The organism is Candidatus Hodarchaeum mangrovi (genome assembly GCF_975850365.1).
Genome location: NZ_CDLCQJ010000069.1, coordinates 1 through 17086, shown reverse-complemented (window position 1 = coordinate 17086; position 17086 = coordinate 1). Strand labels below are relative to the sequence as shown.

General features: G+C 32.3%; 9 protein-coding genes. 6 read left to right on the top strand and 3 right to left on the bottom strand.

Features of this window, described 5'->3' with window-relative positions:
• Positions 1 to 38: 38 nt before the first annotated feature.
• A complete protein-coding gene (locus tag ACWVCY_RS06815; RefSeq protein ID WP_455141422.1) occupies positions 39 to 8042 on the top strand; it encodes a DUF2341 domain-containing protein in 8004 nt (2667 codons plus the stop codon).
• Between the two features lie 5 nt (positions 8043 to 8047).
• Here ACWVCY_RS06815 and ACWVCY_RS06810 read toward each other — a convergent pair whose 3' ends face one another.
• Complete coding sequence (locus ACWVCY_RS06810; protein ID WP_455141421.1) at positions 8048 to 10303, bottom strand: ADP-ribosylation factor-like protein; 2256 nt, start codon at positions 10301 to 10303, stop codon at positions 8048 to 8050.
• A 158-nt stretch (positions 10304 to 10461) separates the two neighbouring features.
• Here ACWVCY_RS06810 and ACWVCY_RS06805 point away from each other — a divergent pair, with 158 nt between their 5' ends.
• Entirely contained in the window at positions 10462 to 11373 is a 912-nt protein-coding gene (locus ACWVCY_RS06805) for an ADP-ribosylation factor-like protein (RefSeq protein ID WP_455141419.1), read from the top strand.
• 213 nt (positions 11374 to 11586) lie between these two features.
• On the opposite strand, the gene ACWVCY_RS06800 is transcribed toward ACWVCY_RS06805, so the two are convergent.
• Complete coding sequence (locus tag ACWVCY_RS06800; RefSeq protein WP_455141418.1) at positions 11587 to 12015, bottom strand: hypothetical protein; 429 nt, start codon at positions 12013 to 12015, stop codon at positions 11587 to 11589.
• A 169-nt stretch (positions 12016 to 12184) separates the two neighbouring features.
• On the opposite strand from ACWVCY_RS06800, the gene ACWVCY_RS06795 reads away from it, so the two are divergent.
• Positions 12185 to 13120, top strand: a complete 936-nt coding sequence (locus ACWVCY_RS06795; RefSeq protein WP_455141417.1) for an Lrp/AsnC family transcriptional regulator — start codon at positions 12185 to 12187, stop codon at positions 13118 to 13120.
• A 10-nt stretch (positions 13121 to 13130) separates the two neighbouring features.
• On the opposite strand, the gene ACWVCY_RS06790 is transcribed toward ACWVCY_RS06795, so the two are convergent.
• Complete coding sequence (locus tag ACWVCY_RS06790) at positions 13131 to 13799, bottom strand: winged helix-turn-helix domain-containing protein (protein ID WP_455141414.1); 669 nt, start codon at positions 13797 to 13799, stop codon at positions 13131 to 13133.
• Positions 13800 to 13916: 117 nt separating this feature from the next.
• On the opposite strand from ACWVCY_RS06790, the gene ACWVCY_RS06785 reads away from it, so the two are divergent.
• The 3 genes from ACWVCY_RS06785 to ACWVCY_RS06775 all read left to right on the top strand — a co-directional run.
• Positions 13917 to 14822, top strand: coding sequence for a hypothetical protein (locus tag ACWVCY_RS06785; protein WP_455141413.1), 906 nt, complete (start codon positions 13917 to 13919; stop codon positions 14820 to 14822).
• Positions 14823 to 15088: 266 nt separating this feature from the next.
• On the top strand, positions 15089 to 16159 hold the full coding sequence (locus ACWVCY_RS06780) for a branched-chain amino acid aminotransferase (RefSeq protein ID WP_455141411.1): 1071 nt from the start codon (positions 15089 to 15091) through the stop codon (positions 16157 to 16159).
• 34 nt (positions 16160 to 16193) lie between these two features.
• Positions 16194 to 17086 (top strand): aminotransferase class I/II-fold pyridoxal phosphate-dependent enzyme (locus ACWVCY_RS06775; protein ID WP_455141409.1); only part of this gene is annotated, 893 nt, incomplete at its 3' end.

Below are 17086 nucleotides of genomic sequence, written 5' to 3'. Positions count from 1 at the left end.
AATCAGCCTTGCCCTCTTCTTGGATAACTGTAGAGTATTTGAATCAGTTTAATCCCTATAAATTTTATTCAGTAGGAAATCTTGAAAGACCTAGCACATATGATCTCTTTAGATATTCAAAACAACTTACAATAGATCATTCTAAAGTTATAGGAACAGCTGACCATAATCTAATTAATATCTTATTTGATATTTATGATCCAGATTTACGAGTTACTGGGAAATTACCAAATAATGGTGAAAATTTGGTATTTACAAACATCGATACAAAAAATAATCTTTATTATGAAGTAGAGGAATGGAATCCGACCTACAATTCTACTCACGCAAGACTACGTGTATGGGTACAAGTTGATACACTTTTTGTGGATAAAAATACTCATATCAAGATGTTCTATGGAAACCAAGCAAATTATGGATATCATAGACCTGATATTGTTTGGTCAGATTATTTAGGAGTATGGCATTTAGGTGAATCAGTAATTGATGAAGGATCAGCTGTAAATGTGCATATAGATTCATCTACAAATAGTAATCATGGTAACCAGCATGGCAACGATGATATCACAGGAATGAGTGGATTAGCACAGAATTTAGATGGGACTAATGATTATATTGAAATGGGTGATCTTGATATTCTTGAATTACAAGGAGACCAATTTTTTACTTTATCTGGATGGTTTTATCGAGATACTGCAACAACATCAGATGTAATAATCGATAAATTTTATCCACAAAGCCCAGATTATACTGGCTACTTGATTTACATTGATGAAACAGATGGATTACTTCATTTTTATCAAGGAGATGATGATGATGATGGAATTCATATGGCTTCCTCAACAAATTTTAATACTGCACCTTCTGGGTGGTACAGCTTTTATATAACTTTTGATACAGGAGTTAATTCTGACACCTCGTCTTGGAATATTTATATTAATGGAAATGATGACACAGCAATCCGTGAACTATGGGGAATTGGAGCTCCAAGTTATTCAGGTAATGATGATTTCTATTCATCAAATAATCTTGCATCTTTTACAATTGGAGCACATCATAATCTTTCTAATTATTTTGATGGAAAGATAGATGAAATTCGCTTTATCCAAGAGGAGTTATCATCTGATCGAGTAGCAACAGAATATAACAATATAAAATCACCAGTTGAATTTTATAGTATAAGCAATGAACAAGAAAACGAAAATTGGTGGATCGATAGCTCATTCGGGAGGAAAAAGGATATTATTCTTGATAATTCTTATTTTGGATCAAATGAAGAAATGATTTTTCAATATCCTCGTGCACCTGGTTATACTGAAACTTGGAATCACTTTTCGAAGACTGGTGGAACACAGGATTATCAAACATATGACGAACAAGTAGCTGATGATGATTCATCCTATATTTACACTACTGTTAATGATTCTTACCGCTACACTTCTTTTTTCATTAAGGGAATAAGTGATTTAGAAGGAGATATAATAAGTTTAAGTGTAAAAACTCGTACAAGACGAACAGGGTCTATAATATCAGGGGAAACACGAAGTTTCATCCGATTAAACAATAATAATTACTATGGAAGTTCACGTTGGCCATCATCTAGCTATTCTACATTTACTGATACATGGACAACAAACCCATTAACATTATCTAGCTGGACATGGGACGACCTTGCAAATCTTCAGCTAGGAGTAAGAGGGAGGATAACCTATACTTCGACTATTCAGCTAAGAATCACACAAGTTTATGTAGAAATCAAATATAGTAATAATGGACAGTTGTTTGATTATCCTTTATTGGTTGATATTAAAGATAGTGATTTAAAAACTGATATACAATCGAATGGAAAAGATATTGCCTTTTACGATAGTACAGGAACTAAATTAACCCATGAAATTTCAATCCTAGATCAAGACTTTAACTCTACACATGCTCATCTTCAAACTTGGGTAAAAATGAAAACACTTTCACTTAGCAGCAGTACTGTTCTCTCGATGTATTATGGCAATAGTACTATTGAAAGTCAAGAACAGAAATATGATACATGGAATTCTTTTAAAGCAGTTTATCATCTTGAAGAATCACCAGTAGGACAAATAGTTGATGATTCATTAAAAGGATTCAATTTGACCTCATCTGGTAGTATGAGTTCCGGTGACCTTGTTTCTGGTAAAATTGGCAATGCAATAGATTTTGATGGCATCAACGATCAGCTATATTCAACCCAGAATATGCAATTTAATAGCTTTAGTATTTCAGCATGGATTAATTTTGAAAATGGTAATGGCTGGAGAACCATTTTGAACATTGATCGAACTGCGTCTTACCCTAACTGGCTTCAATTAGCAATTACAGATTTTATTCCGACAATAGATGATTCTTCAGGTTCATATACATTTGGTAGTGCTTTAAGTACTTATACTTGGTATTATATCACATATATCTATGATAATAACACTAATGAATTACGTGTTTATGTCAATGGGGTTCAAGCAGGTTCTATTAGGTTTTTAGTAATTTCTGAAAGAAATGATGATTATGCTCTTGGTGCATGGGGAACTTCAGACTGGTTTGATGGACGAATTGATGAATTACGAATTGGATCTATTCCATATGAAAACGCTTGGATCAAGATGGATTACATTACCCAAGTAAATCCTGGTTCAGTTTTACATATCGGAAATGAATATGACCATGAAGCACCCCTTATTAATGATTTTGGAGTTGACGATTTCGGTCAGGGCACTCCAATATTTTGGGCAAACGTAACAGATTGGGATTCAACTACCTCTGGTGTTAAAATACAAATCAACGAAACAGAATATTCTATGACAAAAAATGGAACAGGAATCTGGATTTACCAAGCTACAGTTGCATATAATGATTATATTGAATATGCTATTAGTAATTCAACTGATAATAAAGGAAATTATCTCACTAAACCATCTAATACTAAATCAGTTACTTTTAATTACGATACGATTAGCCCAACAGTAGTTGACTGGATTTATCTTACTGATACCAAAGAATTTAGAGCTAATGTATCAGATAGTTGGGGAATCATCGATACAGTTATTCTAAATGTTACCTACCATGAAAATATGGGAGATCTGACTGATCTATGGGCTGTTATGAGAAATACAACTTATGGATATGTAAATGATACTATTTTTATGATAGAAGGAACAATTAACTTTGTTGTGACAGTAAATGACACAAATGGAAACACATTCACTTCAGCTACTCATCCAGGATATGTAGCAAATAACCCGCCAAGTATCTCGAATCTTCAACTTTCTAGAAATCCTTTAACTTTAGATTTACCTGTAACAAGTAACGATACTCTATTTGTTTTATATGATTATGCTGATACCGAGAATGATCTAGAATTTGGGACGGAAATTCGATGGGAAAAATGGAATGGTTCACATTGGATCCTGCAATCAGCTTTCAATGATCGCAAAAATATTACTGCAGCTTCATTAATCCGTGGAGCAATTTGGCAGGTTCAGGTACACCCAAAAGACGGCAAAGATTTTGGTAATTGGGGTATAACAGGAAATATAACTATTCAAAACTCAATCCCAATTGTAACAGGGATTTCTTTAACTCCAAGTGCCCCTATTACCTCCTCTAATTTAGTTGCTGCTTATGTCTGGTTAGACGCAGATACTGGAGATACTGAACAGGGAAGCCAAATTAGATGGTACCTTGATAATGGAAATGGATCTGGATATTTTTTGTTAACAGCATATAATAATCTAAAAACCTTACCTTTTAGTGTAACTAGCAAAGGTTATCAAGTTTACTTCAATGTTACCCCATCAGATGGAATTGGATTAGGTAATCAAGTCAAATCACAGATTATTACTATTCAAAATAGTCCTCCAAGTCTTATTGTTAAAATTAATGGCTTTTCAACTCCAGGAACTGTAGATAATGTTACAGATCTAAATGGAAGTTATATTTATACTGACATCGATCTTGACAGTGTCAATATTTCATCGTTGGAAATACGATGGTGGCGATATAATTTTTCAAGTAGTCAATTTGAAAATTATGTTAATAATACCTTTATTATATCGAATACAATTACTAAAACAACTGATTTATGGCGTGTGGAAATGCGAGTAAGTGATGGCACTACCATAAGTTCTTGGTTTTCTTCTGCCACAATAAGTATTGGCGTATCTCCCAATACTCCTCCTGAAGCTTTATTTGTAAACCTTACATCAAGTAATCCAGTCGCTGGGGGTTATCTGTATGCGAATTATACCTATTATGATTTAAATGGAGATCCTGAAGCCAGTACAACATTTAAATGGTTTAGAAATGGAGTTCACCAGCCTCAATTTGATGGAATGCAGCAGATTTCTACGTCTCTAATAAAAAGTGATAATTGGACTGTTTCAGTTCGTCCACAGGATATTTATAATGATTATGGAAACTGGAGTACAAGTGAAATAATTAAAATTTTAAATACAGCTCCTACAGTAATAACAGCGACAATATTTCCAGCTTCTAACGTGTATACATCAAATATTTTATTAGCTAATTTTCAAGTTGATGATATTGATGAAGATAGTGTTACTACCTATTCAATTGTATGGTTGAATGGAACAAAAGAAATTTCAGAACTAAATAACCATACTGAAGTAACAGTAGCATTTACTAAGAAAGGAGAGGTATGGAGATATATTGTAAGAGTTTATGATGGAGAAGCATGGTCAAATAACTTTACTTCATCTTCAATAACAGTTTTAAACTCATTATCTTACTTAGAAAGTGTTACTTTAATTGGTGGTCGTAACACCTCTCAAGATGTAGGATTTATTTACTCCTTCAAGGATATTGATAATGATATTATTGATACTGGAAAAACTAAGATTAATTGGACAATTGAATTTGAGGGTGGGGGGAATATTACTGTTAATGGAGTTTGGACACTCTCACATGTATATTTCTCGGCAGGTGATTATATTACAATCCAAATCACTCCTCATGATGGAGAAAGTCTTGGATTGGTTTGGGAAAGTTATAGAGTAAGATTAATTATCGGAAATGCAATTCCTCAAGTTCAAGGACAGCCTAATATTCTCGCTCCTAATAATAGTACAATTTATTACGCATCAGGAAAATTATCTCTAAATTATTCAGCATATGATGCTGATTTTGGGGAAAGTAGTTCTTTATATAATCTTGATTTCGATCTTGAAGGATATGTTGTAGGAGCACAATACCGTTGGTATCGTAATGGAATTTTAATGTCTGATTTAACTACTCCAACCGTTTCTGTTAATTATTTAGCAAGAGGACAAATATGGAAAGCTGGTGTTCGTATTAGAGACCGATTTGGAAGCTACAGCAAATGGGTAAACTCTTCATCAATTTTAATCATTAATAGCTTACCATATATTACTTCGTTCCAAGTTTTAAATCCAAATGTTAGATCAGATCAAAATCTTGATATTAAATTCTCATTTTATGATTACGACCTAGATACAATAAACATTTCTAAAACACTCATTTATTGGTATAAGAATTCTTTCCTTATTTCAGGAACAGAAAATTCAACAGTAATCTCAGTAGAACAAGGGATAAATCTTTATTACGTGACTATCAGGCTTTATTCTGATTATTACATTCGAGGAGATAATATAACTGTAGAGGTCCAGCCTCACGATGGTCTTAACTGGGCTATTGTGGTCAATACAAGTTCTACAATTATGATTAGGAATGCAAAACCAACTGCTTATAACGTAAATCTATTAGCTAATGGAACATCATCCATTGCTTATACTATTGATCCATTGAATGTTTCTTGGGCTTATTTTGATCTAGATAATGATCCTGAAGTTTCTATGGAAGCAAAAATCATCTGGCGGAATAAAGGAATAATTCAACCAATGTTTGAAAATTTTACTTCTATTAATCCTATAAATACCCTAAAAGGAGACATTTGGAGTGTAGAAGTTCTTGTTTATGATGGATTTGAATGGTCTAGCATTGGGAAGAGTTCTCCACCAATATCAATAATTAATAGTCCACCAGTAGTATTTTCTGTCATAATAGAAAGTAATTCCCATAATAGGACAGAAACATATGCAGATACTGATTTAGTCTTAGATTTATTGGATAATGTGAATTTTACTGATGTTGATGGAGATTTTATACTCTGGTATGAATCAGACATTAATTGGTTTAGAAACTCAATTTATATTCCGATGTATGATAATTTAACAATCCTACCTAGTACTGCAACTACAAAAGGAGAAATTTGGTATGCAGTCTTAAGAATTACTGATGATCTCAAGATCTGGTCGTTAAATATCTCTTCTCAAACGATTTTAATTGTAAATAAAGCTCCTATAGTTTTAGGCGTTTCACTTGATGGAAATGAATATAGCGGTTTCTTTGTGGAAGACGAAAACATCACGATAATTATTAATTTATTTGATGTAGACATTGGCGATAATGATTCCTCATATCTCTATTGGAGTGTAAATGGAAATTATTTATCACAATTTGATAATCTTCGTATTATTTCAAGTAAATATACTACTCCAGGAGATATTTGGAGTTTAGAAGTAATTGCATCAGATGGTTTTAGAAATGCTACAACAATTTTTCCCTTTAGCTTTGATATTGAAAGCCGTCCAAGCATTGAAAATATTACCACGGAGATTCTTCAAGAGTCTGATGGACAATATTTGATTTCATCACTTATAACTGATGCATTAAATCATTCTATTGAATTAGTTAGGTATAATTTATTTATAAATGGAGCAATATTATCTGATTCTGGGTTTATGGCACCTAATTCTACAGGACATTGGAGATTTTCATATGATTTATTAAGCAATGAAAATAACAGCTATTTTGGCACGATAGCGACTGTTTACATTACTGCACGATCAAATATAGGAGTAACAACTGTACAAAGTTTTAATTTCACTTTAATTGATGGAGTTGCTCCACGAGTGTCTAAATCAGCTGGATCACTTGGTGTTTATTTCAAACCAGATAAAGATACAAATCCAACAAACTTGACTTTCTTTGCTGAAATTGAGGAATATGGTTCAGGCGCTGAACAAATACTTCTTTTCTACTATTTTGAGCTAATAGAGGAAGGAGAAGGAGCTTTCTTAGCACAAGAAGATTATAATGTTGTAGAAATGATATATCAACGAACTGTAGGTTTAGTACAGATTTATTCAGTAAGCATACCCTTTTCAGCTAATGGATCAAATTTTAATGTCTTATACTATGTTTCTACATTGGATTTGTCTGGAAATCTTAATGAAAACGCATTTGATATTAGAAATTATCCTGATCGAATAGAAAATGAGCGATTAATATATAGGGTACCAGGATTACCTGAATGGGTTCTTTTAGTTGCAGGATCAGCTGTATTTCTAGTAATTATTGGTAGTATAGTTTATGTCAAATTTATTCGAAAACCCGAAATAGTAGGACTAGATAAAGAACTAGTAATAGCAAAATTAAAAAACATCATAGATTCTGATGTTGTGAACGCTCTCGATACTCATACTATAGGAGTAGTTGTATCCTTTTTCGACCAACGTCATGGACCAATCCCTATAATCGTAATTCCTGAGATCCTAAAGGATAATTTTGCTAAGCTTGTTGAAATGTCTGATCGATCATTCAGCGTTACAGGATTCTCTGAAGATTTTGAAATCGAAGTGCCTTCAGGTTATGATTTTGTTTTAGCCCTAGGTACTAGAATTAGTGTTTTAACCTATGGTTTTTCACTTGAGCGTCCTGAAGCTAGAGGAGGAAGAGAAAATATCACTGTTAATTTTCTGATTCATAAAGAACTCTTCCCTCTCGTTAATCAATTTGTCCCTGAAATTCAAAAAGAAGTACATCAAACACATATCATCATGGATAAGGAACCCAATGAAAAAGAAAAGATCTTAAAGAATATTTTTGAATTACGAAAATATCTTTCAAAGATTATTCTGTCTTATCAAGAAATTTATGGAACTACAGAGCTTTTATTAAGTGAGGAAAAATGATTTATTCAATTATCCTCTAAAAGAGCTAGGTAATGCTTTAATTTTTCAGAGGTCTTATCAACTTCCTTTTCTTTTTTATCAACTTGTTCTGGTATGAATTTAGGGATACGATCTTTCCAACTTTTCTTCTGTTTAGCGGTAGCTTGAATAAATGTCTGAAGAGAAGCATGAATCAACCGGCTTGCAAAATCAAAAGCTCCATCAGTTTCAAGAGGGATTTGCATTCTATCTTTAATTAAGTGACTAATTCCTTCAATAGATAGGCTTCCATCAATTTCAACATTTCCAATGGGATGTCCTCTCTGTAGAAACGATAAAATGTAATTAGCATTACCATTTGGTTTTGGTTCTAAAGTAAATGCAACACCTTGACTATCTGGTAATAGAAGGTAGTTACCTTGAACCTGAACTTCCAATGGAACTTTGAATTCGGATAACGGGATTTTTTTAATATCCATCGATCCTTCTTTCGGAGACGTAACTAAATCTTTTGTTGATTTTAATTTTTTGACTTTTAGACTCTGGATTGCCTTATGAATAATATTCGCTGCAAAATCGAGAGAAGCTTTTCCACCTTCAAAGATTCCCAAAGTTAACATACTCAATTCATAAGCCATAAAGTAGATGAGCTCATTTATTGTTACATTTGGTGAAAGAATTGACCCACCAATAAGCTCATATTTATTTTGACCAGTAAAGATATAGAAATTTAATTGAACATTCACAGCTTCCTCCCCAGCTAGCTCTATTCTAAATCCGAGGTCACGAGTATCTGGCAAAGTTATTATTCCCTCTATATTTTCTGAAATCACAGGAATATCGATACTAGCTTTTTCAATTGGCTTTTCTTTGGCTGGAGGTAGGACAATTTCTTCTTTAACTTTCTCTTTCTGCTTTTCTTTTACTTTTCGCTCTTCTCTTAAATCCTTTAAATAACCCTCAGCAATTTGTGCTATAGATAAATTCGGACGTTCTGTAGCAATAACTAAACATTGAACCATCTCATCTTCAGCGATTAAGTTTTTAAGATATGCATTAAAAAGTTCCGTAATTCGAAATTTATTCAGAGTACTAATATGTTTTAATTTTTGGTTCTTAACAAATGGGATGTATTTTAATATGACATTTAGTACTAGAGGAACAGGGATCCCAGATCTAGCTGCCATTTCAAAGAGATCAACATACCCAGAATTCATTAAATCAATTGCTTGTGCTTTTTCAATACGATAATAATCAATAAGATGAACAATTTGCTTATTTTCTAATTCTTTCTCAATGGTAAGAGATTCAGAGGAAACAACTTTTATTTCTTCCGTTACAGTCTCAGGTTGTTTAGGAAAGGAGGATTGGTATGTAGAAGAAGATTTACTGGCTTCTGAAATAAAATTTTCATTTTGAACTGGCTCTGGTGTCATTTTATTATTTAGGGAATTTTCCGCAAAAGCTTTAGCTTCAGCTTGAGGTTTATTAGTAACAGCAGTGGACAAAAGGGATTGGAGGCGTTGTAAAATGGCAGGATCTCCAGCTTTAGATTTATCAGCTTGCATTATTGAAATTGTATGTGATCCAACAGGTTGATCTGAAGTTATTGCTGCTTCTGGTTTCTTTAAAATAATTGAACTATCAGCATATTCCTCAATCAAACCGATTTTACGCCCTTCTACAAATTCACTCTCTGAAAGCGAAGGCATTACGAGTTCAAAGATTCTTCCAAATGCATCAATAACTGTTTCAGGTTTATAAATCGTCGTTCTAAAAAATCTTAATGATTTAGGATTATATTCAAGTTGAAATTGTTCCTTTAATTGAGAATGAATACTTTCATAATTTGGGCTAGCACGAAGTAAATCATTTTTATGAAGAAAAACAAAGACTTCCGCTTCAGGTGAAAAAGTATTCAGTTTTTCTAAGCATGCTGCAAAATATTGAATCGAATTATTTCGGGTTGTTTTATTTGCAACATCAATTAAATAAATAAAAGTTTTTACAGAAGAAAAAACAAACGGACTAAAGCCGCTTAGAAACCTCTTTAGAAAAATCTTCTGTCCTCCAAGGTCAACGATGTTAATTGGAGTATCTTTCACATTAAGTGATAGTCTTTCATAGTTTATTGTAGCAGATAGGGAACTAACTTGCTCAGTTCTCTTTTTTAAAAAGAAAATACGTTTAACCGCTGTTTTACCTGCTTCAGAAAGACCAGCGATTAGAATCTTATAACCTAACCTTTGAGTAATTTCTGAATCCGAAACCCATTCGCTCACGATAATCCCTTGATTTTATAGCTTATTGAGAAAGTAATTTGTCTATTGAGATGTATTATCATATTTCTATGAGTTATGAATTATAGATTCTTTTTAATGCAATGCTAACTAATATATTAGAAAAGCTTAATTAAAAGAATATCATTTCAAAAATCAATATGGCAACTCTTCAAACAATTCAAAAGGTAGTCTTTCTAGGCTTAGGCCATTCTGGGAAATCAAGCATTAAATCAGTTGTTTTTGAAGGTAAAAGCCCAGAAGAGGTTATGGATTACGCTGCGACAATTAACTATACCCGTTCGACAAAAGGGGTTTTAGACAGTGCGTTTCAAATATTCGATTGTGGAGGGCAAGAGAATTTTATTTCAGTATTTGTAGGTGATCAAGCAGAATTTATCTTTTCTGATGTAATCGTGTTAATCTGGGTTGTGGATGTCTCTAATATGGATCAAATTAGTACTAGTAAATTCTATTTTGATCATGCTCTTAAGAGACTAAATCAATATTCCCCTGAAGCGGAAATCTATGTTTTTTTTCATAAAAATGATTTGATTATACAAAATCTTCAAAAACAAGTAATAGAAACAATGGAACAATATTTTGTTTCTCCTTATGATAATAAAATCACCTATCGTGCAACTTCTATATTTAATCAGTCTATTTATCTTGCGATTGGAGAAATTATTCGTACTTTGATGATAAAGTCAACTAAAGCTCAAACTGTAAGCGAGGCTATTCGAGAATTTTTAAAACAGAATAAAGAGCTAGGAGGAGTCTCGATTTATACAGCAGAAGAGGGTCTTCCAGTTTTTGAGGAAGGCGAACTAGCAGAACAAATAATTATCCCCGCTAATTTGTGTTTAACAACAAATGAAAGGATTGGGTCTGAATTTAGTGTTACAGATGTTTTTAAAACCACTATTGAAACTAATGACTATATTTTTGTTTTTCAACATTTAAAAACAACTCAAGAACTCCTTTTATCAGGGATTGCACGAAAAATTGCCCCCTTGCAATATGTTATGGTAAAAATGGAACAACTAGCAACTATTGTGAAAGAGTTATTATAATATTCTTTCTATTATTCTAACACATGGATACGTTAACGGAAATCACTAGCAGCAAGTAATGCTTTTTTTACATCTTCACCATAATCAAAACTTTCAGAAAACATAGCTATTTCGATCTGTTCCATGGCTAACTGTAAAAATTGAGCTATATCATATCCGAATATTTGGAAAAAAAGGAGAGAAGGAAGAATCTGATACTTAGAATGCTATTCTTCAGTTCACTAAAACTGGGATCAGCAACCCAAACATCAGAAACATCCAAGAGTTAGCAATCAGCTTCATTAAAGGATAGGGAGTCCTTGTTAAAAATACAGCAAAATCTAATAACAAAGAAAATAAAAGAAAACCTCCAATATACACTAATTTTGGATTTAGACCAAAAATCGATTCCTGAAGCAAGATTTGCTCATAAAACCACGTAAAAAATGGTCCAATTAGTAAGGCAAAACCTATTACTAATAATAGGGGAAGAAGATATTTAAAAAGGCTATAAAATAACACAGAGTTAATTAGTTCATCATTTGGAGATTCTTCTCTCATTTCTGTTACTAATTCATCTGAAATATAACCTAATCCTATTGCCATTACAAGTCCAAATAAAAAACCTACAATAATTGAATTTAAATTCCATATAAAGATCACATTTTTCACCTCATATTTTAAAACTAATTAATACTTAGTTTTAGGGTTTAATCAAGGTTTAGGCAATTAAGAATTCACTTTTAGGAATAAAGCTAGGACAAAATTCCCAGAAATCGAAAGAAAACTTTAAGATTCTAGTAACCTTCAATTTTAAAAGAGTGTAAAAAGATTGGATTTACTCGATAAATCTATTTTATTTGAATTAAGCTCAAATTGTCGGGTATCTTTTACTTTTCTTGCTCAAAAATATGGAGTTACATCTAATACAATCAAAAATAGAGTGAAAATTTTAGAAGAACAACAAATCATAAAGAAATATATTGTAGAGCTAAATCCTAAATTATTAAATCTAAATACTGCCATTATTTGGATAAAATTTCCCTCTTTAATTAATACGGATACTTTTTTAAAACTTGGCCAGAATGAAAACATTTCTGCCATAGGAATAGGATTAGATTCGGCGTTTTTAATTATTAACTATCTATCAAATAATGAATTAGCGCAAATGAAAGATTTAGTGTTAAAACAAATAGATACTGAAGAGATCATCGTATTTCCAGTTTTACCACCTCTTTCTATCAAAACCCTGATTCCTAAAAGGAATTTAGAAGAAATTAATGATATTGAATGGTATATTTTATCTCTTTTACGGCATAATGCAAGAATAACCTTGAGTAATCTTTCTAGGAAAACAAATCTTTCAGTAAAAACCCTCAGACGAAGAATCGAAAAACTCCATTCAGATTCTATTGCTTTATTTACCATTCAAATGAACCCAAGTGTTCTTAAGAAAGGATTAATGGTAATTTTTGCCCTTGAGCTTAAAAAATTAACTTTAGAATCTCAAACCTTGATAGAAAAGGAGGTAAGAAAAAAATTAGGTGAAAAATTTTGGGTTAGTTGGCAAGTTGTAGATAGACCAATTATTCTTCTCGCATTTCAAGCCAATAATATGTTAGAAGTATCAAACATCTCTAAAACCTTATCTACTATTGAAAAAAACCCTATATCTATTCAAAAATTAATAGGAGAAAAATTTGAATATTTTTCAGATCTATTTGACCATTTATTAGATAAAAAAATAAACAAAATTAAAATAAACTGAAAATATGACCTTATTTTTGATTTCCGCTACTAAAACAATGTGAGATTTTAGTATACCATGAATCTTCATCCAATAATATAAGGAGGAGCCTCAGAGTATCTAATAATGACTCTATATTTTTCCAATTCAACTGACTCACTAAATCGGCAAGACTTTTATCAGCATTTCTAATTAAATTTTGAGCTAATTCCCCCTTTGCTGAGAATAGGTCATTCAAATTGTTTCTAAAACATTCTACATCCACAATTTTGTTCAGATGAGATTCCAATACTTTAGCCACTCCTGTATAATAGAGATACTTTTGTTTTTCAGTCTCTTCACACACCTCTTCAGATTTTGTTTTTACAAAAAAGATTTTTGCAGTTCTCATATAAAGGGTTTGGGTATTACGCTTTCCTTTGTAGGGAAATTTTCGCATTCCAGCTGATACAACTAATTTATAGTTTTCCAAAATTCCTAAATGCCTATAAATAGTTTTTTTAGACTTTTCAACACCTGAAGCATCAAGTTCTCTTTTTAAATCATCAACAGTCATAGGATTATTAGTTTTTCGAAGGATATTCAGAATATTATTGAGATTAGGGTCTTGAAACAGCTTAAGAACTTCAGGGTCAGTAATATCTTTGACAAGTGGCTGTAAATAAGAAATCTCATCAACAAAATTATTTTCAGAGTTCAATTTAATCTCTCCAATTTTTTTTCATATAAGAGTTGCCACAAAAAATATTTTTTTAAAGTGTCTCAGCTATATGAGACTAATCTCATTTATTTGAGTTTAAATGTTTTGAGGTTAGAAATGATGAATATTCAATATTTTGATTGGGAACCTGAAAAAGGATTAGAAGAATATCAAGCCCGAATTTATAATGAAACAAATAACCCTACCCCTCCAATTACCCCAGAGTCAATCATTCAACGAAATAAGCAGGAAAAACCTGTTTTTTGTAGAATCGCATTAACTGAAGAAAAAGAGCCTTTGGCTTATGTGCAAGCACGAGACTATCCTGCTATTAAAGAAACTCACATCGGCTTTCCATGGGCTTTAACAAACTGCCCAAAAGGAGTACAAGATCGTCTTTTCGATGAAATGGTAACTTATGTAAAAAATCGAAAGGAATCCATGACAATAAGAGCAAATGCAGCATCTGAAAGAAAAGAAATTCTAGAATTCTTTAAGAAAAAAGGGCTAAAGGAAAAAACAAGAAGCTATCGATATGATATTGAGTTAAAAAAACTTAGTGAAGCGAAATTCGAAGGTTATACCACCCATCTTGCAACTCTTGACGATATTGATAAGCTGGTTGAATTAATTCGCGAAGATGGCCGATTTGATGGCCAATTTCCCACTGATGAAGACGTAAAAACGTATTTTACGGATAGAGTATTTGCTACAGGACATTGTATTCTTGTGTATAAAGATGACAATCTAGTTATGGCTTCAGCTCCTCTTATTTATAAACTGCCTCCAGAAAATAAGGATACTCTTATTTTACGATTTCATTCGTATAGAAAAGGATCAGAAGGAGCTTATAGGCCTTTATTGGTAGAAATGGCGAAAGAATGCTTAAAAGCAAACTACGGAACACAATTTCCTATTAGTACTTTTGTTTCCCCATCTAGTGAAGAGATTTTCGCAACAATTTTAGATGATTTTGATCCAGTAAAAACAGTTACAGGGTTTAGTTTTGGATTTGAGGAGTAAATTACTCCTCAAAATTCTCATGTTTCATTCTAAAATTAATTGACTGGCTTACAAATCACAATATTACTCGAGTATATCTTGCAGAAAAAGCAGCAGCAGCTCTCGAGACAGCTGAAGACCATATTCTCTCATATTAATTAATGTTACAATATTTCCAAATAATCTAGACCAAAACTTGAATAATTCTCCAAGCAAAATGGGATTCTATCTAAGTAAGGAATGCTTATAATTTCATCAATCGATGTCATATTAAATGGTTGATAACCATGGAAATTAAAGTAGTTCCCCTTGCTAAGGAAGAATTAAAGCCAAAATATGAATCAGAGGAAAATCTCGGTTTTGGTCAAATATTTACTGATCGAATGTTAGTTTCTCATTATCATGAGGGTTGGAGTGATCCTATTATCCAAAAATATGAACCATTAGTATTGGATCCTGCCGCAATTTGTTTACAATACGGACAAAGTATTTTTGAAGGACAAAAGGCTTATCTTTCACGATCAGGGTCAATAAATCTTTTTAGACCTAATAAAAACGTTGAAAGATTTAAAGCTTCGGCTGCACGAATGGTTATGCCTTCAATTGATGATAATATTTATTTTGAAGGATTAAAAGAACTACTTCGATTAGAAAAAGACTGGATTCCATCATCAATTGGTTCTTCTCTCTACATTCGCCCTACAATGTTAGGAATCGATGGTCGACTAGGTGTTCAACCTTCAAAAAAGTTTCTTTTTTACATAATATTATCTCCTTCAGGTTCTTTTTTCCCAGAAGGGTTTAAACCAGTCAAAATCTATGTTTCAGATTTCTGGATCCGAGCTGCACCTGGAGGGACAGGTTTTGCTAAAACTGGAGGAAATTATGGAGCTAGCTTATTAGTTGGGGAAGAAGCTACAAAAAAGGGATGTGATCAAGTTCTCTGGTTAGATGCTATACATAAAAAGTACGTTGAAGAAGTTGGGGCAATGAATATCTTTTTCATTATTGATGACGTGATTTATACAGCTCCATTGCAGTCAGGAACTATTTTAGCGGGAGTTACTAGGGAAAGCATTATTTATATGGCAAAAGATCTAGGATATAAAGTAAATGAGGAAGCACTTTCTATTGAGCGAATTATTAATTGTATTAAAAACAAAACATTAACTGAGTGCTTTGGAAGTGGGACTGCTGCATCTATTGCTCCTGTAGGGGCGTTAACTTATAAAACGGAAGAATATGTTATTAATAACTTTGAAATTGGTCCTATTTCTCAAACCTTATATGATAAATTAATTGGAATTCAATATGGGCTAATCTCTGATCCTTATAACTGGATTGTGACTATTAATTAATTTAAAAACTTATTTAAAATAGCAGGTTTTTCTTTTGAAATTAAATGAATTTAAGCTTGAACGTTATTTTGCAAAATATGAGTTTAAGACAGCTTATAATTTATGCGCCTCAGATTGTGAACCTTTGACAATCAATGATCTTTTAGAAATGGAAGAAGGATCTTTATCAGCTCTTAAAAAGCAAGGATTGGGTTATACTGAGTCAGCAGGAGATCCTGAATTATTAGAATTAGTCTCAGGGCTATATACTACTATTATACCTGACCAAATTCTAACTTTCTCTGGTGCAGAAGAAGCTATTTTTATTTTCATGAATGTTTTATTAAATCCAGGAGATCATATCATCGTACAATTTCCTGCGTATCAATCTCTTTTTGAAATCGCTCAGACCATTGGATGTAAAGTAACTCTATGGGAATTGGACTCTCTAAATGATTGGGAGCTTGATCTTCAAGTTTTACTCGATGATATTAATCCTAGAACACGAGCTATTATCATTAATTTTCCTCATAATCCGACTGGTACTCATATTTCGAGACAAAAACTAAACCAAATCATCGATATTGCACAAGAAAACAATATTTATCTATTTTCTGATGAAGTATATCGACTATTAGAATATAATTCTTTGCAAAGATTACCAGCAGTTTGTGATCTTTATGACAACGGAGTGTCACTAGGGGTCATGTCAAAAGCTTTTGGATTAGCTGGACTTCGTATTGGTTGGATTTCTTCACCTAATAGAGAATTATTAAAGCAATTATCTATGTTCAAAGATTATACAACTATCTGCAATAGTGCTTCAAGTGAATTTTTGGCCAAAATTGCATTAAAACAAGTAGATACAATAGTAGAACGCAACTTAAATATCATCAATCAGAATCATGAATTATTTTCTGAATTTTTTGCCAATTTTAAGGAATTTTT

What these genes read in the sequence shown, in the direction of transcription:
- ACWVCY_RS06780 (WP_455141411.1), top strand. Translation starts at nt 15,089, where the DNA reads ATGGAAATTAAAGTAGTTCCCCTTGCTAAGGAAGAATTAAAGCCAAAA.
- ACWVCY_RS06785 (WP_455141413.1), top strand. Translation starts at nt 13,917, where the DNA reads ATGATGAATATTCAATATTTTGATTGGGAACCTGAAAAAGGATTAGAA.
- ACWVCY_RS06805 (WP_455141419.1), top strand. Translation starts at nt 10,462, where the DNA reads ATGGCAACTCTTCAAACAATTCAAAAGGTAGTCTTTCTAGGCTTAGGC.